General features: G+C 62.1%; 19 protein-coding genes. 9 read left to right on the top strand and 10 right to left on the bottom strand.

Going from position 1 to position 21,276, the window contains the following annotated elements:
* Complete coding sequence (locus tag C0058_RS20830) at positions 1–1,959, top strand: MacB family efflux pump subunit (RefSeq protein ID WP_003212489.1); 1,959 nt, start codon at positions 1–3, stop codon at positions 1,957–1,959.
* Between the two features lie 125 nt (positions 1,960–2,084).
* Here the strand turns inward: C0058_RS20830 and C0058_RS20825 are convergent, their stop codons facing one another.
* Positions 2,085–2,774 carry a helix-turn-helix transcriptional regulator gene (locus tag C0058_RS20825; protein WP_102369467.1) on the bottom strand — a complete coding sequence of 230 codons (690 nt, stop codon included), beginning with the start codon at positions 2,772–2,774 and terminating at the stop codon, positions 2,085–2,087.
* A gap of 185 nt (positions 2,775–2,959) precedes the next feature.
* On the bottom strand, positions 2,960–4,204 hold the full coding sequence (locus C0058_RS20820; protein ID WP_102369466.1) for a methionine gamma-lyase: 1,245 nt from the start codon (positions 4,202–4,204) through the stop codon (positions 2,960–2,962).
* 124 nt (positions 4,205–4,328) lie between these two features.
* Between C0058_RS20820 and C0058_RS20815 the strand changes: the two genes are divergently transcribed.
* The 7 genes from C0058_RS20815 to C0058_RS20775 all read left to right on the top strand — a co-directional run bounded on the left by C0058_RS20815 (position 4,329) and on the right by C0058_RS20775 (position 11,290).
* The gene (locus C0058_RS20815; RefSeq protein ID WP_008430161.1) at positions 4,329–4,799 is read left to right on the top strand and encodes an Lrp/AsnC family transcriptional regulator; all 471 of its coding nucleotides are present in this window, start codon (positions 4,329–4,331) and stop codon (positions 4,797–4,799) included.
* A 900-nt stretch (positions 4,800–5,699) separates the two neighbouring features.
* Entirely contained in the window at positions 5,700–6,929 is a 1,230-nt protein-coding gene (gene fmdA / locus C0058_RS20800) for a formamidase (protein WP_076016701.1), read from the top strand.
* Between the two features lie 2 nt (positions 6,930–6,931).
* Complete coding sequence (locus tag C0058_RS20795) at positions 6,932–7,279, top strand: zinc ribbon domain-containing protein (protein WP_008432727.1); 348 nt, start codon at positions 6,932–6,934, stop codon at positions 7,277–7,279.
* Positions 7,280–7,294: 15 nt separating this feature from the next.
* Complete coding sequence (locus tag C0058_RS20790) at positions 7,295–8,338, top strand: aliphatic amidase (RefSeq protein ID WP_003218599.1); 1,044 nt, start codon at positions 7,295–7,297, stop codon at positions 8,336–8,338.
* A 3-nt stretch (positions 8,339–8,341) separates the two neighbouring features.
* Positions 8,342–9,298, top strand: coding sequence for an AAA family ATPase (locus C0058_RS20785; protein WP_102369465.1), 957 nt, complete (start codon positions 8,342–8,344; stop codon positions 9,296–9,298).
* Positions 9,299–9,348: 50 nt separating this feature from the next.
* Positions 9,349–9,912, top strand: coding sequence for a DUF2239 family protein (locus C0058_RS20780; RefSeq protein WP_102369464.1), 564 nt, complete (start codon positions 9,349–9,351; stop codon positions 9,910–9,912).
* A 22-nt stretch (positions 9,913–9,934) separates the two neighbouring features.
* Positions 9,935–11,290: an MATE family efflux transporter gene (locus C0058_RS20775; RefSeq protein ID WP_087693088.1), complete on the top strand. Its 1,356-nt coding sequence runs from the start codon at positions 9,935–9,937 to the stop codon at positions 11,288–11,290.
* A gap of 589 nt (positions 11,291–11,879) precedes the next feature.
* On the opposite strand, the gene C0058_RS20770 is transcribed toward C0058_RS20775, so the two are convergent.
* Positions 11,880–12,689 (bottom strand): helix-turn-helix transcriptional regulator, encoded by an 810-nt coding sequence (locus C0058_RS20770; RefSeq protein WP_102369463.1) that lies wholly within the window; start codon positions 12,687–12,689, stop codon positions 11,880–11,882.
* Positions 12,690–12,804: 115 nt separating this feature from the next.
* On the opposite strand from C0058_RS20770, the gene C0058_RS20765 reads away from it, so the two are divergent.
* A complete protein-coding gene (locus tag C0058_RS20765) occupies positions 12,805–13,689 on the top strand; it encodes an EamA family transporter (RefSeq protein ID WP_087693085.1) in 885 nt (294 codons plus the stop codon).
* Here C0058_RS20765 and C0058_RS20760 read toward each other — a convergent pair.
* From C0058_RS20760 to C0058_RS20730, 7 genes are all read right to left on the bottom strand, one after another.
* Positions 13,667–14,248 (bottom strand): GNAT family N-acetyltransferase, encoded by a 582-nt coding sequence (locus C0058_RS20760; protein ID WP_003219466.1) that lies wholly within the window; start codon positions 14,246–14,248, stop codon positions 13,667–13,669. The genes C0058_RS20765 and C0058_RS20760 overlap by 23 nt on opposite strands.
* Before the next feature lie 39 nt (positions 14,249–14,287).
* A complete protein-coding gene (locus C0058_RS20755; protein WP_003219468.1) occupies positions 14,288–14,776 on the bottom strand; it encodes an Lrp/AsnC family transcriptional regulator in 489 nt (162 codons plus the stop codon).
* A 139-nt stretch (positions 14,777–14,915) separates the two neighbouring features.
* Positions 14,916–16,301 (bottom strand): aspartate aminotransferase family protein, encoded by a 1,386-nt coding sequence (locus C0058_RS20750; RefSeq protein WP_102369462.1) that lies wholly within the window; start codon positions 16,299–16,301, stop codon positions 14,916–14,918.
* Positions 16,298–17,785 carry an NAD-dependent succinate-semialdehyde dehydrogenase gene (locus C0058_RS20745; RefSeq protein WP_087693083.1) on the bottom strand — a complete coding sequence of 496 codons (1,488 nt, stop codon included), beginning with the start codon at positions 17,783–17,785 and terminating at the stop codon, positions 16,298–16,300. Before C0058_RS20745 ends, C0058_RS20750 begins: the two co-directional genes overlap by 4 nt.
* A 226-nt stretch (positions 17,786–18,011) precedes the next feature.
* A complete protein-coding gene (gene proX / locus C0058_RS20740) occupies positions 18,012–19,037 on the bottom strand; it encodes a glycine betaine/L-proline ABC transporter substrate-binding protein ProX (protein WP_023842851.1) in 1,026 nt (341 codons plus the stop codon).
* A gap of 71 nt (positions 19,038–19,108) precedes the next feature.
* Entirely contained in the window at positions 19,109–20,005 is an 897-nt protein-coding gene (locus C0058_RS20735; protein ID WP_102369461.1) for a proline/glycine betaine ABC transporter permease, read from the bottom strand.
* Positions 19,998–21,194 (bottom strand): glycine betaine/L-proline ABC transporter ATP-binding protein, encoded by a 1,197-nt coding sequence (locus C0058_RS20730; RefSeq protein ID WP_174717789.1) that lies wholly within the window; start codon positions 21,192–21,194, stop codon positions 19,998–20,000. The genes C0058_RS20735 and C0058_RS20730 overlap by 8 nt, the downstream gene beginning before the upstream one ends.
* Positions 21,195–21,276 lie beyond the last annotated feature (82 nt).

The raw sequence follows: 21,276 nt of genomic DNA, 5'->3' as shown, positions 1-21,276 counted from the left end.
ATGACTCAGCCACTGCTGGAGCTTAAAGGCATCGTGCGCAGTTTCATGGCCGGTGACCGCGAATTCATTGCGCTCAAGGGCATCGACCTGACCATCCACGCCGGGGAAATGGTCGCGATCACCGGGGCCTCGGGTTCGGGTAAATCCACCCTGATGAACATCCTCGGTGGCCTCGACTACGCCACCGCCGGCAGCTACAAGATCAATGGCATCGAAACCCGCACCCTGGGGGATGAGCAACTGGCCGAGCTGCGCCGCGACTACTTCGGTTTTATCTTTCAGCGTTACCACTTGCTGGCGCACCTGAGCGCGTTGCACAACGTGGAAATGCCGGCGATTTATGCCGGTACGCCGGAAACCGCCAGGCATAGCCGCGCCGGGGAATTGCTGGCACGCCTGGGGTTGTCGGGGCATTTGACCCATCGCCCGAGCCAGCTGTCCGGCGGCCAGCAACAGCGCGTGAGTATCGCCCGGGCCTTGATGAACGGCGGCGAAGTGATCCTCGCCGACGAACCCACCGGCGCCCTCGATACCCACAGCGGCAAGGAGGTGATGCGCATCCTGGCCGAGCTGCACGCCGCCGGGCACACGGTGATCATCGTTACCCATGACCCGAAAGTCGCGGCCAATGCCCAGCGGATCATTGAGGTGCGCGATGGCGAGATCGTCAGTGACCGCGCCAATCAGAGTGTCGGCCTCGACCTGCCCACCGAAGCGCCCATCGAGCCCAAGCGCAGCGGTGCGCGCAAGTTGGTGGCGAGCCTCGGGCTGTTCAAGGAGGCCTTCAACATGGCCTGGGTCGCGCTGATTTCTCATCGCATGCGCACCTTGCTGACCATGCTCGGCATTGTCATCGGCATCACCTCGGTGGTGTCGATCTCGGCCATCGGCGAAGGCGCCAAGCGCTATGTGCTCAAGGACATCCAGGCCATTGGCAGTAACACCATTGATATCTTTCCCGGCAAGAGTTTTGGTGACAGCCGTGCGTCAGCCATCGAGACGTTGTTGCCGTCGGATGTGGATGCGCTGAACCAGCTGTATTACGTCGACAGCGCCACGCCGGTGGTGGGGCGCAACCTGTTGCTGCGTTACGGCAATATCGACCTGGACGCCCAGGTCAATGGGGTCAGCGATCGCTATTTCCAGGTCAAGGGCCTGAAGCTCGAAGCTGGAATTACCTTCAGCGAAAGCGACGCCCGGCGCCAGGCCCAGGTAGTGGTGATCGACCACAACGCGCGCCATCGACTGTTCGCGCCAGGCGTGGATCCGCTGGGTCAGGTGATCCTGGTGGGCAATCTGCCCTGTACGGTGATCGGGGTGACGGCCGACAACAAAAACATGTTCGCCGCCAGCAAGGCGTTGAACGTGTGGGTGCCGTACGAGACGGCAGCGGGGCGGCTGTTGGGCCAGCGTCATCTGGACAGCATCACGGTGCGCATCAAGGACGGCCAGCCGAGCAAGGTGGTGGAAGAGAACGTCACCAAGCTGATGTTGCAACGTCACGGCACCAAGGACTTCTTTACCAACAACCTCGACAGCATCATGCAGACGGTGCAGAAAACCAGCCGTTCCCTGGCGTTGCTGCTGTCGTTGATTGCAGTGATTTCGTTGCTGGTGGGCGGCATCGGGGTGATGAATATCATGCTGGTGTCGGTGACCGAACGCACCCGCGAAATCGGGATTCGCATGGCAGTGGGCGCGCGGCAATCGGATATTCGCCAGCAGTTCCTGGTGGAAGCGGTGATGGTCTGCCTGATTGGCGGGATGATCGGCATCTCGCTGTCATTCGCCATCGGCTATCTGTTTTCGTTGTTTGTGAAAGAGTGGGAAATGGTGTTTTCCCTGGGGTCGGTGGTGACGGCGTTTGCGTGTTCAACGTTGATCGGGATTGTGTTCGGGTTTGTGCCGGCGCGGAATGCGGCGCGGTTGGATCCGATTGAAGCCCTGGCCCGGGATTAGGCCGGGAAGAGATCAAAAAATGTGGGAGCGGGCTTGCTCGCAAATGCGCTGGATCAGTCACACATGTATTGACTGACACTGCGCATTCGCGAGCAAGCCCGCTCCCACATTTGTTCCTCGGTGTTCTAGAGAGTGGCGTTTTCTTCTGTGGAATACATCCACCGCATCAATGAATGCCGGCCACTGATGCCCATCTTGATCGCTGCCCGCTTGAGGTAGCTCTCGATGGTATTGACCTTCAGTGCCAACTGCTCCGCCAGTTCCGGTGCGGTACGCCCGGCCAGCAGCCCCACGCACACCTCAAGCTCCCGGGTGGACAGGGCCAGCCCCGATTGCGCGAGGCGCTCTTCAAAGCGCCGGCGCAAGGTGTCGATGCCTTGTTGCTGCGGCGCTTCGCTGTCCGGACCGCTGGGTTGCAGGGCGCTGATGTGTTTTTCAACCATCGGCAGCAGCAGGGAGGAGAAGTCTTGCAGGATGATCCGCTCCTGCTGGGAAAAACTTTCGCAGGGGTTGGAGCGATACACCGACAGCACGTAGCTGACGTCATCCTTGCGCCGGGTCAGGTGCAGTTGGGCGGCGGCCTGGGCCTCTTCCTGCCCTGGCAGCGGGTCGGTGTACACCGGGCTGATCCCCGTCATTCGCGAACTGCCTGCCTTGCGCGGTGAACTCACAGGCATTTGCGTGATGTGCGTGGCGTCGACCGCCAGTTGGGTGAGGATCAGGTCGTGCAGCATGCGCGGGAAATGTCGGCTGCCGGTGCTGGCGATGACTTTGCCAATGTGGGGGAACAGGTGTGAGTTCATCATTTCATCCATGAGTTTCAATGAGGGCGGCGTACAGGGCAGTGATCTCCATGACTGCCGCCTCGTATGCTAGTACAGGCTTTCGCAAACGGGCCAATGAATGGATCAAATTTTTTGCGGTGCAGGGCGCAACGGGAGAAGCCCGACCTTTTCAGGCCGGGCTATTGATAAACGTCGCGCCTGCCTGTGAATTTACTTCAAGCGTGATGAACGTTGTGTTGCACCGCCCGGGATTTCGGCTTTACGGCACAGGCCTCCAGGGCTTGGGCAACGTCGGCCAGCAGGTCGGCGACATCCTCAAGGCCCGCCGAGAGTCGCACCAGCCCTTCGGAAATCCCGTGGTGGGCGCGCTGCTCCGGGGTGTAGGTGGAGTGGGTCATGCTGGCCGGGTGCTGGGCCAGTGACTCGGCGTCCCCCAGGCTCACGGCCCGGGTGAACAGCTTGAGGGCGTTCATGAAGCGTCGGCCCATGTCGATGCCGCCCTTGAGTTCAAACGCGATCATGCCGCCGGATTGTTTCATCTGCCGCGCGGCCAGTTCGTATTGAGGGAAGGAGCGCAGGCCGGGGTAGGTCACCCATTCCACCAGGGGATGGGCCTGCAAGGCTTCGGCGATGGCCAGGGCGTTGCTGCAATGGCGGTCCATGCGCAGGGCCAGGGTCTTGAGGCCGCGCATCAGCAGGGCGGCGTCCTGGGGTGACATCACCGCACCGGTCAGGTCCTTGAGCCCTTGCAGGCGAATGCGCTGGGCCAGGGCCTGGCTGCTGACGGCGATGCCGGCGGTGATATCGCCGTGGCCACTGAGGTATTTGGTGGCCGAGTGCACCACCACGTCGGCGCCCATTTCCAGCGGGCGTTGCAGGTAGGGCGTGCAGTAGGTGTTGTCCACCACCACGGTGATCCCGGGTTGCCGGTGGGCGATCTCGGCGACGGCGGCGATGTCCACCAGTTGCAGGTTGGGGTTGGCCGGGGTTTCGAAGTAGATCATGCGCGTGGCCGGGTTGATGGCCTCGCTCAGGGCGTTCAGGTCGGTGAGGTCGACGTGGCGCACCTTGATGCCGAATTCGCCGATGCCGTGGTGCAGCAGGGCGAAGGTGCAGCCGTAGAGGGTCTGGCTGACGATGATTTCATCACCGGGGCGCAGCAGGGTCCAGAACGTCGCGGCAATTGCGCCCATGCCGGAGCTGAAGGCGACGGCGGCTTCGCCGTTTTCCAGGGTAGCCATGCGCGATTCCAGCAGGGCCAGGGTGGGGTTGGAGATGCGGGTGTAGAAGTGTCCGCTCTCTTCGCCGGCGAAGCACGCGGCTCCGTATTCGGCGGTGGGGAAGGCGAAGGTTGCCGACAGGTAGATGGGCGGCACGAGGGCGCCGTGGTGGTCCTGGGGGTCATAGCCGTGATGGATGGCGCGGGTGGAAAAGCCGAACGTGTTGTGTTTATTTTTCATGGTCGGACGCTCCTTATTTCCTACAATGCTATGCTTATAACGGCGGCCGAACGTTCCATAGTTTGCTGGGAAAGGCCGGTAGATTGGGATGAAAAACAATAAAAACGACGTTTTGAGGCAAGATATGCCCATGCATCTGGATCGGACTGACAAGGCACTTTTAAACGCCTTGCAGGGTAATGCGCGGTTGACGGTGGCGGAGTTGGCGGAGCGGGTGTCGCTGACCACTTCGCCGTGTTGGCGGCGGGTGAAGAACCTTGAGGACAGCGGGGTGATCGGCGGTTATCAGGCGATCCTGTCGCCCAAGGCGCTGGGGTATGGGGTGACGGCGTTTGTCAGCATCATGATGGATACGCACTCCCGGGAAGTTGCCCGGGCGTTTGAGCAAAGGTTGCTGGAGATTCCCGAGATTGTGGCGTGTCATAACGTTTCGGGGCGGTATGATTTTTTGTTGGAAGTGGTGGCGAAGGATCTGGAGTCGTTTGGAGAGTTTGCGCGGGAGGTGTTGCAGGGGTTGCCGTGTGTTAAGGAGATTTACTCGAGTTTTTCTTATAAGTCGGTGCGGCCGTTGCGGGTGATTCCTTTGCCGGAGTGATGGTGTGCATATCCGTTATTTGGGTAACGGCTGCTTATGGTTTCGCTCTTACAGCGAGTCACTTTGCAAAAGCGGCAAAGTAACCAAAGCGCTCTGCCCCGCCTGTCGGCACCTCGCCTAGGCTCGGTGTGCCCTCACTCCGGCATTACTCCGCGGGCCGCCGCGACGGGCCATCCATGGCCCGGCGCGGCTAAACCGGCGTCCTGCCGGTTTACCCGCTGCGCAATACCTGCGTTCGGCCTCGGGCTTATTGGGGCAGTCAGATCAAGATCAAAAGCAAGAGCACGGCGGCCTGAAAGCCGACCTGAGTGTTAAAAGCCAGATCAAAAACCAGAGCGAAAGCAGAGCTGCTTTTCTGTAGGAGCTGGCTTGCCGGCGATGCAGACACCTCGGTGCATCAGGCACACCCAGTTGATGCCATCGCCGGCAAGCCAGCTCCTACAGTGGACCGTGCCCGCTTTAGCTTTTGATTTGGCTTTTAAACACTCAAGCCGGCCGGTAGGCCGCTGTGCTGTTGATCTGCTTTTGATCTTGATCTTGGGCGCCCCGTTAAACCACGCTGGCCGAACGCAGGCTTTGGAGCGTGGGTAACCCGGCAGGACGCCGGGTTAGCCGTCCTGGGCCAAGGATGGCCCATGACGGCGGCCCACGGTCCAAAGCCGGAGTGAGGGCACACCGAGCCTAAGCGAGGTGCCGAGTGGTGGGGCAAGAGCGTTTTGCTTACTTTTGCGCTGTTCAAAAGTGAGCCGCTGTAAGAGCGGAACCGATATCAGCCATCACCCAAAAAACGGATATGCCCCCCAACCCCAAAGACGCATACGTCATCCAACGTATTCCCCGCCCAACCCCATCCCCGTGAGACTGCTCCCGACAGCCAACCCACCCTCCGGGAGCACCTCGATGACCGACACCCTGATCAAAGTCGACCTCAACCAACCCGTCACCGAAAACGAACAGATCCACAACCGTTGGCACCCGGACATCCCGATGGCTTGCTGGGTCAAACCCGGCGATGACTTCATCCTCGAAACCTACGACTGGACCGCCGGCGCCATCAAGAACAACGACGACGCCAGCGACGTGCGCGACGTCGACCTCTCCACCGTGCATTACCTCTCCGGTCCGGTGGGCGTACACGGCGCCGAACCCGGCGACTTGCTGGTGGTCGACCTGCTCGACATCGGCGCCAAGGCCGACTCCCAGTGGGGCTTCAACGGCTTCTTCTCGCGCCAGAACGGCGGCGGCTTTCTCACCGATCACTTCCCCAGCGCGCAAAAAGCCATCTGGGATTTCAAGGGTATGTTCACCAGTTCCCGGCACATCCCGGGCGTCAATTTTGCGGGCCTGATCCACCCCGGCCTGATCGGCTGCCTGCCCGACCCGGTGATGCTCGCCGACTGGAATCGTCGCGAGCAGGAGCTGATCGACACCAACCCGACCCGCGTCCCACCCCTGGCCAACGCCCCGCTGGCCGCCACCGCGCACATGGGCAAACTCAAGGGCTCGGCCCGTGATGATGCCGCGGCCACCGGTGCCCGCACCGTGCCGCCCCGTGAGCATGGCGGCAACTGCGATATCAAGGATTTGTCCCGCGGCTCGAAGATCTATTTCCCGGTGTACGTCAACGGCGCCGGCCTGTCGGTGGGCGACTTGCACTTCAGCCAGGGCGACGGCGAAATCACCTTTTGCGGCGCCATCGAAATGGCCGGCTGGGTGCACATGAAGGTCGAGCTGATCAAGGGCGGCATGGCCAAATACGGGATCAAGAACCCGGTGTTCAAGCCAAGCCCGATCACCCCGAACTACAAGAACTACCTGATCTTCGAAGGCATCTCCGTCGACGAACAGGGCCAGCAGCATTACCTGGACGTCAATGTCGCTTACCGTCAGGCCTGCCTGAATGCGATCAACTACCTGACCAAGTTCGGCTACTCGCCGGCCCAGGGGTATGCGTTGCTCGGCTCGGCGCCGGTGCAGGGGCATATCAGCGGCGTGGTGGACATCCCCAACGCCTGCGCGACGTTGTGGCTGCCGACTGAAATCTTCGAGTTCGACATCAACCCCAACGCCAACGGCCCGACCCAATTCCTCGACGGCAGCATTGACCTGCCCATCGCACCGGACCTGTAGCCATGCCGACCTACGAATATGCCTGTGAGTCCTGCGGCACCTTCACGATGCTGCGGCCCATGGCCCAGCGTCACGAACCCAGCCAATGTCCGTATTGCGACGGCCCGGGCGGGCAGTTGCTGCTGTCGGCGCCGGCGCTGACCACGCTGTCGGCCAATCAGCGCAAGGCCATAGCCGGTAACGAGCGCAGCGCCCATGCGCCGCAAACCGTCGGCGAATATCAGGCAGCGCGCAAGCACCCGGCGGGCTGCAGTTGCTGTGGCACCAGCAAGCCGGTGGTGCCGAGCAAGGCCAACCCGCTGGGGCTCAAGACCAGGACCGGGCCACGGCCCTGGATGATCAGTCACTGACCGAGGAGATTTGCAATGCGCCATGGCGACATTTCCAGCAGCCCGGATACGGTCGGCGTTGCTGTCGTGAACTACAAGATGCCGCGCCTGCACAGCAAGGCCGAGGTCATTGATAACGCGAAGAAGATTGCCGAGATTATTGTCGGCATGAAGCAGGGTTTGCCCGGCATGGACCTGGTGGTGTTCCCCGAATACAGCACCATGGGGATCATGTACGACCACGACGAGATGATGGCGACCGCCGCGAGTATTCCCGGCGAGGAGACGGCGATTTTCTCCGCGGCCTGCCGCCAGGCCAATACCTGGGGCGTGTTTTCCCTGACCGGTGAACGCCACGAGGAGCACCCGCACAAGGCGCCGTACAACACGCTGGTGCTGATCAATAACCTCGGCGAGATCGTCCAGCGTTATCGCAAGTGCATTCCGTGGTGTCCGATCGAAGGTTGGTATCCCGGCGACCGCACCTACGTGTGCGACGGGCCCAAGGGCATGAAGGTCAGCCTGATCATCTGCGACGACGGCAACTACCCGGAGATCTGGCGTGACTGTGCGATGAAAGGCGCCGAGCTGATCGTGCGCTGCCAGGGCTATATGTACCCGGCCAAGGAGCAGCAGGTGCAGATGTCCAAGAGCATGGCCTGGGCCAATAACTGCTACGTGGCGGTGGCGAATGCGGCGGGGTTCGACGGGGTGTATTCGTACTTCGGGCACTCGGCGATCATCGGCTTCGATGGCCGTACTTTGGGCGAGTGCGGCGAGGAAGAGATGGGCATTCAGTACGCCCAGCTGTCGGTGTCGCAGATCCGCGATGCGCGGGCCAACGACCAGTCGCAGAACCATCTGTTCAAGTTGCTGCACCGTGGCTACACCGGCATGCATGCCTCGGGCGATGGGGACAAGGGCGTGGCGGATTGCCCATTCGAGTTCTATCGCACCTGGGTGCTGGACGCGCAAAAGGCCCAAGAGAATGTCGAGGCCTTCACCCGCAGCACCGTCGGTGTCGCCGAATGCCCGGTGGGGCAGTTGCCCCATGGCGGTAAAGAAAAAACGGCGGGTTGAGGCATGCGGTTTACTTTTGAACCGGCCCAGGTCATGGCCTTGCTGCGCAGCCGTATCGTTGGCCAGGACGCAGCCCTGGCCCAAATGGAAGGGTTGCTCAAGGTGGTCAAGGCCGATATCGGTGAGCGTGAGCGGCCGTTGAGCGTCAACCTGTTCATGGGGCCTACCGGGGTCGGCAAGACGGAAATCGTCCGGCTGCTGGCGCAGGCGTTGCACGGGCGTGCCGACGGGTTCTGCCGTATCGACATGCACACCCTGGCCCAGGAGCATTATGCCGCCGCACTCACCGGTGCACCGCCGGGTTATGTCGGCAGCAAGGAGGGCATCAGCCTGTTCAACAGCGAACTGATCCAGGGTAGCTACAGCCGCCCTGGTATCGTGCTATTCGACGAGTTGGAGAAAGCCAGCCAGGAAGTGGTGCGCAGCCTGCTGGGCATCCTTGAAAACGGCCAGCTGACGCTGGCGGGCGGCGCTCGTACGCTGGACTTTCGCAACAGCCTGATCTTCATGACCAGCAATATCGGCGCCCAGCAGGCGCGTCGGCACCGGCAACGCTTTGCCCCGTTGCGCTGGTGGGGGCGCGGTGAAGCGGGGGTGTTGGAGGACGCCTTGCACCGCCACTTCGAGCCGGAATTTCTCAATCGCATCGATCGTATCCTGATGTTCGAGCCCATCGACCATCAGTGGCTTGAGGCGCTGCTCAAGGTGGAACTCGGCAAACTCAATCAACGCCTGGCGGCGCAGCACCGATCATTGGTGCTGGATGAATCGGCACGTGCCTGGCTGTGCCGCGACCATGACGTACGGTTCGGCGCCCGCGCCTTGGGCCGCCGATTGCGGGTGGAGCTGGAGCCGGCGATTGCCGAATGCGTATTGCGCGACCCGGGTGTGGGCCCCATGGGCGCGACTGTCGACGGTGATCGTTTGGTGGTTTCGCAACAAGCGGCTTGCATCCAATAAATTTCAGACTAATATGATCCGGGTAAAACAAAATAATCCGGGTAAAAGTCATGAGCGCATCACACTGCACCGCCTTCCTTGGCCACCAACGCGTGGCTGCCGGCTCTTATGCCGACGTCGCCAAAAACCTGAAAAGCCTCGACCTGGCGACGGGCAGCTTGCTGGTGTTTGATGACGCCAGCGGTGTTCAAGTCGACTATCCCTGGCCCGCCGGTTACGCACCGCAGCAACCGACCCTCGCGGTGACGGAGGCCGACGTGCCGGCGTCACCTACTGTAGGCCGTCCGAAGCTGGGGGTGGTCGCCCGTGAAGTGACCTTGTTGCCGAGGCACTGGGAGTGGCTGGGACAACAACGCGGCGGCGCCTCGGCGGCCTTGCGCCGGTTGGTGGACGAAGCGCGCAACGCCCATGCCGAGCACGATGAGCGGCGCCAGGCGAAGGAGTCCAGCTATCGTTTCATGAGCGCCATCGGCGGCGACCTGCCAGGTTTTGAAGAAGCCTCGCGGGCGTTGTTTGCCCAGGACGGCGCGGAATTTTCCAACAGGATTGCGCACTGGCCGGTGGATGTGAAGTTGTACCTGGCCTGGTTGTCACGCAACGCTTTCCCTGCCTAATTGCATTGAGATCCGAACCTTCATGGAAGTCACCCAGCAACGACCGTTGTGGCAGATCTACCTGATCTTTCTGGCACCCATGGTGCTGTCCAATTTCCTCCAGAGCTTTTCCGGCACGCTGAACGGGATCTATGTCGGGCAGATGCTCGGCACCCAGGCGTTGGCGGCGGTGTCGGGGATGTTCCCCATCGTGTTTTTCTTTATCGCCCTGGTGATCGGCCTGGGGGCGGGCGCTTCGGTGCTGATCGGCCAGGCGTGGGGCGCGCAGGAAACCTCGATGGTCAAGTCGATCACCGGCGCCACCCTGACCCTCGGCGCCCTGATCGGGGTGATCGCAGCGGTGCTGGGCAGCGTGTTTGCGCGCCCGGCAATGCAGGCCCTGGGCACACCGGTGGATGTGCTGGATGACGCGGTGGGTTATGCGCAGATGATGATGCTGATCATGCCGCTGTTGCTGGTGTTCATCCTGTTCACCCAACTGCTGCGGGGCGTGAGTGACACGGTGTCGCCCTTATTGGCGCTGATGGTGTCGACCACCGTGGGCCTGGTGCTGACCCCTGCGCTGATCAAGGGTTGGCTGGGCCTGCCGCCGATGGGTATCCAGAGCGCGGTGGTGGCGGGGTTGGTGGGTAATGCCCTGGCGATGACGTTCCTGGTGCTGCGCCTGCGCCATAAAAACCACGTGATGGCGCCGGATCGCCAGTTGATGGCGGCGCTGCGGCTGGATCGGGTGATCCTGGGCAAGGTCCTGCGTATCGGGTTGCCCACCGGGTTGCAGATGGTGGTGCTGTCGTTGTCGGAGCTGGTGATTCTGGCGCTGGTCAACAGCCATGGTTCCCAGGCGACGGCGGCGTATGGGGCGGTGACGCAGATCGTCAACTATGTGCAGTTTCCGGCGTTGTCGATTGCGATCACGGCGTCGATTCTGGGGGCGCAGGCGATCGGGGCGGGGCGCCTGGAGCGGATCGGGCCGATCCTGCGTACGGGGATTTTGATCAACCTGTGCCTGACGGGTGGGTTGATAGTGCTGGGGTATGTGTTGTCGCACTGGCTGCTGGGGTTGTTCATTACCGACGTGGATGCGCGGGTCAAGGCCGAGCACCTGCTGCATATCATGCTCTGGAGCATCCTGGTGTTCGGCTTCCAGGCCGTGGTGGGCGGGATCATGCGGGCCAGCGGGGTGGTGCTGGTGCCGGTGGGGATCTCGATCGTTTGCGTGTTGGGGGTGGAGTTGCCGGTGGCGTATCTGCTGAATACGCGGTTTGGGCTGGAAGGGGTGTGGATGGCGTTTCCGGTGACGTATCTGGCGATGTTGGGGTTGCAGACGGCGTATTACCGGCTGGTTTGGCGGCATAAGCAGATCAAGCGGTTGGTGTGAGGTTTTTTTGGCGGGGCGGGGCGGGGCGGGGTGTACAAAAAGCGGCAAAGTAACCAAAGCGCTCTGCCCCGCCTGTCGGCACCTCGCCTAGGCTCGGTGTTCCCTCACTCCGGCAGCACGAAGCGGGCCGCCGCGACGGGCCATCCATGGCCCGGCGCGGCTAAACCGGCGTCCTGCCGGTTTACCCGCTCCGCAATACCTGCGTTCGGCCTCGGGCTTATTGGGGCAGTCAGATCAAGATCAAGATCAAAAGCACGGCGGCCTGAAAGCCGACCTGAGTGTTGAAAGCCAGATCAAAAGCCAGAGCGAAGGTAGAGCTGCTCTTCTGTAGGAGCTGGCTTGCCGGCGATGCAGACACCTCGGTGCATCAGGTACACCCAGTTGATGCCATCGCAGCGATGCGGCGACCCGACAAGCCAGCTCCCACATTTGAACCGTGCCCGCTTTAGCTTTTGATTTTGATCTTAGGCACACCGAGCCTAGGCGAGGTGCCGAGTGGTGGGGCAAGAGCGTTTTGCTTGCTTTTGACTGGGCCGCATTCCGGCTGTTCAAAAGTGAGCCGCTGTAAGAGCGGAATCCTAGGTGGTTGTTACCTAAATAACGGATATGTACCGCGACCCACCCCCCGCAACTCCCTGGTGAAATAACGGCTTGGTACCTCACCCAACACACGCTTGAACACCGTGGCAAACGCACTCGGGCTGCTATACCCCAGATCCAGCGCCACCCTGGTCACCGGTTCCCCTTTGCCCAGCCGCACAATCGCCGCCAGCAAACAGGCTTGCTGGCGCCATTGCAGGTAACTGATCCCCGTGGCCTGGCGGAACTGGCGGGTAAAAGTCCGGCGGCTCATACCCGCGCAGAGGGCCATGGCATCAATGCCGATTTCCATCGAAGGCCCGGCCAGGAACTCTTCGCAGGCCTTCGCCAATCGAGGCTCGGCCGGCAACGGCGCACACAGCGGTAGCACCGGCATCCGGGCGATCTCGTGCAGCAGCAAGCCCATCAAATAGCTGTCGCGGCCACCCATCGCGTAACGCGCAGGTACCTCGACGGCCTTCTCCAGCAACTGCCCAAGCAGCGGCGACACATCCAACACCTGGCACTGTTGCGGCAACTCCAGCCGCCGCGCCGCCTGCGGGCGAATGTAGGTGTTGAGCATCGTCACCGGCCCGCGCATCAGCATGGCGTGGGACACATGCGGCGGCACCCAGATCGCGCGGCGAGGCGGCACCACCCAGTTACCGGTGGCGCTGTAGACGGTAATGACACCCTGGCTGGCATAGGCCAACTGACCTCGCGGGTGCGCGTGGGCGGGGAACAGCTCGCCGTCGGCATAGTCGATGGCGGTCACGACCACGTCGCGCGGGGTGTTTTCGTAGGGATGAATATCGGGCATGGCCTGATTCTAGCCTTTGTTGACCCACAATCGCAGGCGGGCCATCGCGGTTTACGAAAAAATCTGTCGGATGCACGGCCTCCTGTCGTGCCACCGAGTCAATGGACCCGTCACGATGAAGCAAAAACACCTGTTACTGGCCGTCCTGGTGACGGCTGTGTGGGGACTCAATTTCCCCATTACCAAACTCGGCCTGGCCGAGATCAACCCGCTGTTGCTGACGGCCCTGCGGTTCACCCTGGCGGCGTTGCCCTGGGTGTTTCTGGTGCGCCGGCCCCAGGTCGCGGTGAAGTGGCTGGCGGCCTATGGCTTGATATTCGGGGTGGCGATGTGGGCCTTGATCAACCTCGGGATCGCCATGGGCGTGCCGCCCGGCAGCGCGTCGTTGCTGATCCAGTTCAGCGCATTTTTCACCATGGGCTGGGGCGTGCTGCTGTTTCGTGAAAGCCTGTCCGTGCCGCAATTGATCAGCGTGGCGCTGGCGGCCATGGGCCTGGTGGGCATGCTGTTGAGTGTGCAGGGCGCGGCCACGCTGCTGGGGTTTGCCTTGGTGCTGTTCAGCGCGTTGGCCTGGAGCATCGGCAATATCATCATCAAGGTCTCCGGGGTGCGGGAGATCTTTGCCTTCGTAGTCTGGGCCAGCCTGTTTGCGCCGTTGCCGCTGGTGCTGTTGACGTGGCTGCTGGATGGCTCGCAAGCCTTTATCGCTTTGCCTGCTCAACTGAACGGCGTGGCGTTGTTCTCGCTGGCGTTTCAGGTGTATGGCGCGACGCACTTCTGTTACTGGGGCTGGAACCTGCTGTTGCGCGAGTACCCGGTTTCCCGGGTGGCGCCCCTGTCACTGCTGATCCCGGTGTTCGGCATCGTCAGCTCAATGCTGATCCTGGGTGAGCGCCCCGGGGTTTCGCAGTGGCAGGCCATGGGCTTGATCCTCTTGGCCCTGATCGTCGGCCTGAAGAAGGGGCGCCCGTTGTGGGTCAGGCAGGACGGTCACGCTTGAGCAGGCCATACAGCGCGCTGTCCGAGATCTCGTCGCCGACCACCCAGCGCTCGCGCAGCAAGCCTTCGCGGACGAAACCCAGGCGCTCAAGCAGCTTCGCGGAGCCCAGGTTGCGTGGGTCAATGTCGGCTTCAAGGCGGCGCAGCCCGGCGGTGTTGAACCCATGGTCGATCACGGCGCGGGCGGCTTCGCTCATGTAGCCCTTGCCCCAATGCTGGCGGCCCAGGGTAAAGCCGATTTCAGCGCGGCGGCATTGCTCGTCGACATTGAACAGGTCGCAACTGCCGATCACCTCGCCGGTGGCCAGCAACTCCACCATGCACACCAGGTCTTCACCGGCAATCGATGCCTCCATCAGTTGGCCGAAGCGTTCAACGGCTTGCTCGGCGCGGGTCATGGTGGGAAAGGAAAAGTAGCGCATGGCCTCGGGGTCGGACCAAATGGCAAACAGCGCGCGCCAGTCATCCTGATGGGGAGGGCGCAGGCCCAGGCGTTCGGTGGTGAGAAGTACGGGGGCGAAAAAGGGCAGGGTCATCATGTGCTCGTCCGTGAAGATCACGGGCGCAATCCTGCCGGGATTACGGGCGTTATACAAGCATCAGGAACAGGCCGTATCGTCCAGCGCCTGGGCCGGCAGCGCGCCGGTGGTCTTGATGGTTTTGGTGACGATATAGGTGAAGTAGCGCTCGATGGCCAGGTCTTCCATCAGCAGTTGATCGATGAAACGCTGGTACTGGTCGATGTCGGCTGCGCGGATCATTGCGATGTAGTCCACGCCGCCGCCGGTGGCGTAGCAGAACTCCACGTCGGGGGCGTCGCTCATGCGTTGTTCGAAGCGGCGCATGTCCTGGGCGGTGTGCCGGGCGAGGGTGATTTCCACCAGCAGTTGCTGACTCTTGAACACCTGATTCCAGTCGATCACCGCGCGGTAGCCCTTGACCAGGCCGGCGCTTTCCAGCTTGCGCACGCGCTCCCAGGCGGGCGTTACCGAAAGGTTGATGGCCTCGGCCAGGCTCGATTTGGTGATGCGCCCGTCCTCGGAGAGGATACGCAGGATTTTCAGGTCGTAGCGGTCAAGCTTGTGCATCGGCAACGAACTCCAAAGGCGCACGGACCCTGTAGGAGCGAGCTTGCTCGCGATGAGCCTGAGGACGACGCGTTAATTCAGGATTAGCACGTTATCGTTCACGACCATCGCGAGCAAGCTTGCTCCTAAGGGAAACTCATCAGCCCAACACTTCCCCGGCCACCTGGTCGATCGCGCCTTTGGTGATGTCGACGATCAGGTCTGCCTCCGCCCTGGTCAAAATCAGCGGCGGCGCAAAGCCGAGGATGTCGCCGTGTGGCATGGCCCGGGCGATCATCCCGCGTTCCAGGCAGGCCGCCGAGACTTTGGGGCCGACCTTGAGCGCAGGATCAAACGGCGTGCGTTGCTCACGGTCGGCCATGAATTCCACGGCGGCGAGCAGGCCGTCGCCGCGTACTTCGCCCACCAGCGGGTGACCTTCGAGGGTTTCCCGCAGGCGACGGTTCAGGTACCCACCGACTTCGTCGGCGTTCGCCGTGAGGTTCTCCCGTTCCAGGATATCCAGGTTTGCCAGCGCCGCCGCGGCGCAGATCGGGTGCCCGGAGTAGGTCCAGCCGTGGCCCATGGCGCCTTCGTGGGTCGAGGCCTTTTCAATCACGTCCCACACCTTCTCACCGATGATCACCGCTGACAGCGGGGCATAGGCGCTGGTCAGGCCCTTGGCCGTGGTGATCAGGTCCGGGCGCATGCTGTAGCGCTGGCTGCCCATTTTCGAGCCCAGCCGGCCGAACGCGCAGACCACTTCGTCAGCGATCAACAACACATCGTACTTGTTCAGTACCGCCTGGATCGCCGCCCAGTAACCGGCCGGGGGCACCACGATGCCACCGGTGCCCATTACCGGTTCGCCAATGAACGCCGCGACCGTGTCCGGGCCTTCGGCGAGGATCATTTTTTCCAGCTCATCGGCGCAGTGACGCACGAACGCAGCCTCGTCCATGCCCGCCGGTGCCTTGCGGTACCAGTGCGGGCAAATGGTGTGCTGGATGCCTTTTTCCGGGAGGTCGAAATGCTGATGGAAGGCGGCGAGGCCCGTGAGGCTGCCGGTCATGATGCCTGAGCCGTGATAGCCGCGATCGCGGGAGATGATTTTCTTCTTCTGCGGACGGCCCAGTACGTTGTTGTAGTAACGCACCAGCTTGATCTGGGTTTCGTTGGCGTCTGAGCCGGACAGGCCGTAGTAGACCTTTTTCATGCCTTCGGGCGCCCAGTCCATGATGCGGCTCGACAGCTCGATGATTGCCTCGGTCGAGTGACCGACATAGGTGTGGTAGTAGGCCAGCTCCTTGGCTTGCTTGTAGATGGCGTCGGCAACTTCGGTGCGGCCATAGCCGATGTTCACACAGTACAGGCCGGCAAACGCATCGATGAATTCGCGGCCTTCCTGGTCGCGAATGCGGATGCCCGAGGCGCTCTTGATGATGCGGCCCTTGAGTGCGCCGCTGGCGTGATCATGGGCGTGGGTGGATGGGTGCATGAAGTGCGCGCGGTCTTGTTCGAACAGGCTGTTGAATGCTTGGCTCATGGTTGCTCTCCTTGGAATTGGCCTTGGTGATGCAGGCAAAAGTATTTGGTTTCGACAAAGGCTTCGAAGCCCTCGGCGGCGCCTTCACGGCCCAGGCCCGAGGCTTTCATGCCGCCGAAGGGAATCGGGTGACCGGTGAATTTCACCCCGTTGACCGCGATCATGGCGTGGTCGAGGCGGCGGATCAGCGGGTAGATCAGGTCCAGGCGGTTGGAACAAATGTAGGCGGCCAGGCCGTACTCGGTGTCGTTGGCCATTTCGATGGCCTGGTCAATCGAGTCGAACGGCAGCACCCCGGCAATCGGCGCGAAGTTTTCTTCGCGGTAGATGCGCATTTGTGGGGTCACGTCGGCGAGTACCGTTGGCTGGTAAAACAGCCCGCCCAGGGCGTGGCCTTCGCAGCCCACCAGGCGTTGCGCGCCCAGCTCCAGGGCGTCGGCCACGCGTTCGGCGGTGACGTCGAAGGCGGCCTGGTGCATCAACGGGCCGATGTCGACGCTTTGCTCTTGCCCGTCGACCAATGCCGGGCCGACCCGCAACTCACGCACGGCGGCAGCGAAGCGGCTGAGGAATTCGGAGTAGATCGAACGGTCGACCATGATCCGGTTGGCCGCGCAGCAGTCCTGGCCGGAGGTCTGGAACTTGGCCTCGACCGCGACTCTCACTGCCAGCTCAAGGTTGGCGTCGGCGCAGACAATAAATGGCGCATTGCCGCCCAGTTCCAGCGAGACCTTCTTCACGTCCTGGGCCGCCGCCTGCAGTACCAGCTTGCCGACCCGGGTCGAGCCGGTGAAGCTTACCGAGCGCACGCGGGTGTCCTGCACCAGGGTTTGCATGGCCATCTGTGGCTCGCCCAGCACCACGTTGAACACGCCCGGCGGGAAGCCGGCTTCTTCGGCCAGTTGCGCGAGGGCCAACGCCGAGTAGGGCGTTTCATGGGCCGGCTTGACCACCACCGTGCACCCGGCGGCGAGGGCGGCGGCGGCCTTGCGGGTGATCATGGCCGAGGGGAAGTTCCATGGGGTCAGCAGGGCGCAGACGCCTACGGGTTCCTTGACTGTGCCCAGGTGCGCACCGGGGATATGGCTGGGGATATTCTGGCCGTACAGGCGGCGGGCTTCTTCGGCGAACCACGGGATGAAGCTTGCGGCATAGGCGATTTCGCCGCGGGCTTCGGCCAGCGGTTTGCCTTGCTCCTGGCTGAGGATGCGGGCGAGATCCTCCTGGTGTTCGAGGATCAGTGCCGCCCAGCGCCGCAGGATCGTGGCGCGGGCATCGAGGTTCTGTTCACGCCAGGCGGAAAACGCGCGGTGGGCGGCGTCGATTGCGGCGACAATTTGCGGTTTTTCCAGCATCGGCACGTGGCCGATCAACTGTTGGTTCGCCGGGTCATGTACGGCGATGGTGCTGGCACTGGCGCTGTGGACCCAATGGCCGTCGACGTAGCACAGGGCTTTGAACAGCAGCGGGTGTTTGTAGGTCATCGGGGTCACTCCGGATGGGCTGAGTGGGTGCAATGCTAGGGCAGGAGCAGGCGCGGGATTGGTGGTTTGGTGGGGGTGGGGCAGTGGGTTTTTTCTGATTGCGCCCGCCAAAACAGTTATTTTTGCGGCGGGTGAAAATCGACTGTGGGAGCTGGCTTGCCTGCGATGGCGACGGTGAATTCAACATCGCTATCGCAGGCAAGCCAGCTCCCACATTGAATCGGTGCTACTTGGCGGTTTTTGCGGTGGCCACCCAGCCGTCAAACGTCGCTTTGTTTTCCTTCATCCAGTCCTCCGCCAGCTTGCGAATGTTGCGTTCGCTGGAGCCGTCGGCGCTGATGGTTTTTTCCCAATAACTCCAGGTTGCCTGGGAAAACGTCATCTGCTCCACCAACTTCTTGATCGCCGGATTCGCCGCGATGAATTGCTTGTTGCCAATCGCATACCAGTTCCACGCCGCCATCGCCATGCGGCATGGATCAGCCCCGCCGGCGCACCCGGCAACCCCGGGCGTCAGTGCCGAAGTGGTGCTCGGCACATTGCCCGGCAACGCATCAAACGGCGTCGGCAGCCACACCACGTCCTTGCCCGGCACCATGGTGTTGGTCATCCACGACGGTGCCCACGCATAGAAAAACACCGGCTCGCCACGTTTCAGCCGGGCGACGTTTTCGAACATCAGTGCTTCGTATTTGCCGCGTACCGGGTTAACCGTGTCCTTGAGACCGAACTTGTCGAGCTGGTAATCCACCACATCGCCACAGCCCCAGCCCGGATCACAACTGATCAGGTTGGCCTTGCCGTCCTTGCCGAACAACCCGGCGATTTTCGGGTCCTTCATTTGTTCCAGGCTGGTGATGCCGTACGCGTCGGCGGTTTTCTTGTCGATCATGTAGCCGTTATAGCCAGCGCCCGTAATGAAGCCCGAGCCCACCACTTCGGTACGGTCCTTCACCTTGTCAAAGCTCGGTTGCAGCATCGGCAAGGTCACGTCCATCGACAGGTCCAGGTCGCCCTGGGCCGCGGCGGGGAAGAACAGGGTGGTGTTGACGGTGCTCAACTTGCTCGCGTAGCCCAGGCGCTTGGTGGCCTCGATCGCGATTTTGGTCAGTACGTAGTTGCCGCCGGTGCTTTCCGATTGCACGAAGCGGATGGTCTTGCCGGTGCCCGGCAAATCCTCGGCCCACACCTGCGTACTTGCCAGGTACAACACTGCTGCAAATCCAAGCAAGGCTTTGAATGGATGCATCATGATTTCCTCTTTTTTTTCTCGTTATGGTTAGGGTTGGCAGTCAACAACGGGCATTCATGAGGTTCTTTTTGTTATGCGTTTACCGGGTTCGGATTGAGCAGTCGCTTGAACAGCGACTTGCGCTTGCGCATGGTCGGTTGCGCCAGGTTCTGGGTGATCCGGTCGAGCATCATCGCCAGCAGCACAATGGCAATCCCGCCCACCGCCGCGCGGCCCACGTCCATCCGGCCTAGGCCTTGCAGCACCACCAGGCCGAGGCCTTCGGCGCCGATCATCGCCACCACCACCGACATCACCATGGCCGTGAGCACGGTCTGGTTGAGGCCGCCGAGGATCGTCGGGATCGCCAGGGGCAGCTGGATTTCCCAGAGCAATTGGCGCTTGTCCGCACCAAAGGCGTGGCCGGCTTCCACCAGTTCGGTGTCGACCATGCGGATGCCCAGGTAGGTAAAGCGAATCAGCGGCGGGCAGGCGGAGATCACCACCGCCACTTCACCCGACACCGTGCCGACGCCAAACAGCATCACCACCGGCACCAGGTACACGAAGGTCGGGGTGGTTTGCATGATGTCGAGGATCGGCCGCATCACGCCCCACACCCGCTCGCTGCGGGCGCACCAGATGCCCACCGGAATGCCCACCACCATGCAGATCACAATCGCCGTGGTGATCAGCGACAAGGTGGTCATGGCCTCGTCCCACACCCCCAACGCGGCGATCACCACCAGGGCCACGGCGCTGAACAGCGCCACCCCCAGGCTCGCCGCACGGTAGGCGATCAGGAACATCAGCAACACCATGACCGGGAACGGGATCGCGTGGATCACCGTGTCACTCAGCCCCAGCAAATGCTCCACCGGCCAGCGAATCGCCTGGAACATTGGCCGCAGGTGAATCCCCAGCCACTCCACACCCTGGCTGATCCACTGGTCTACGGGTAAAACCGCGAGGTCTTCTGAACTAAGCATGCTGTGCAACCTCCGCAGCGGCAGGGCGCGGGGCCGGGACGCTGGCTATGCAATCAAGAATGTGCGCGCTGTTGAGGGTGCCGACGAACTGCCCGTCGCCATCCACCACCGCCACCGGCAAACCCGGTTTGAGCAGGCGCGCGGCTTCCACCAGCTTGGCGCTGGCCGGCACGCAAACGAACTGGCTCGACAGCCGTTGCAGTGCGTCGGCGCCGCCGCCCACGGCCAGCAGCGCTGCCGAGTCCAGCACGCCGACCGCCTTGCCGCTGGTGTTCAGTACGAATGCAGCCGTGCCGTCATTGCCCACCACCCGGGTGTCACCCTGCACCAGCAGCGTGTGGGCTTTTTCCATGATCGAGCGCGCATCGAACAGCCGCGAACGGTCCACCTCCCGGGTGAACGCCGCGACGTAATCGCTGCCCGGGTCCATCACGATTTCCTGGGGCGTGCCCTCGCGCACCACTTGGCCGTCGGCCATGATCGCGATGCGTGTGCCCAGCTTCAGGGCTTCCTGGAAGTCGTGGGTGATGAACAGGATGGTTTTTTTCAGGGTGCGTTGCAGGCGCAGCAACTCGTCCTGCATCTCGGTGCGGATCAATGGGTCGAGGGCACTGAAGGCCTCGTCCATGATCAGCACGTCGGCGTCGGTGGCCAGTGCGCGGGCCAGGCCGACGCGCTGGCGCATGCCGCCGGACAGCTCGTTGGGATGGTGGTCGGCCCACTTGGCCAGGCCGACAATCGCCAGTACTTCCAGGGCCCGCTTGCGCCGCTCGGCCGCCGAGACACCGCGCAGCTTGAGGCCGAACTCGGTGTTCTCGATCACGGTTTTATTCGGCAGCAGCGCGAAGTGCTGGAACACCATGGAGATACGTGTGCGGCGCACTTCCCGCAGTTGGTTTTCGTCGAGGCTCACCAGGTCTTCGCCGTCCAGCAGGATCTTGCCCGCGGTCGGTTCATTCAGGCGGTTGATACAGCGCGCCAGGGTGGATTTGCCCGAGCCCGAGAGGCCCATGATCATGTAGATCGCCCCGCTGGGGATCGACAGCGATACGTTATTGAGGCCGACCACGGTGGCGGTCTCGGCCAGGATCCGGTCTTTGCTGGCCCCGGCGGTCAAGAGCTGCATGGCCTTGTCCGGGGTTGAGGAAAAGACCTTGTAGAGGTTCTCAATCTTTAGTCGTTCGCTCACCAATTGCCTCCAATTGTTGTTTTGCAATCTGCGGAAAACTTCATCAATAGAAATTTTTGGGCTACTGGCAGTTAAAAATCTT

It is taken from the genome of Pseudomonas sp. NC02 (assembly GCF_002874965.1).
Lineage (GTDB): Bacteria > Pseudomonadota > Gammaproteobacteria > Pseudomonadales > Pseudomonadaceae > Aquipseudomonas.
This window is presented reverse-complemented; position numbering and strand designations above follow the sequence as displayed.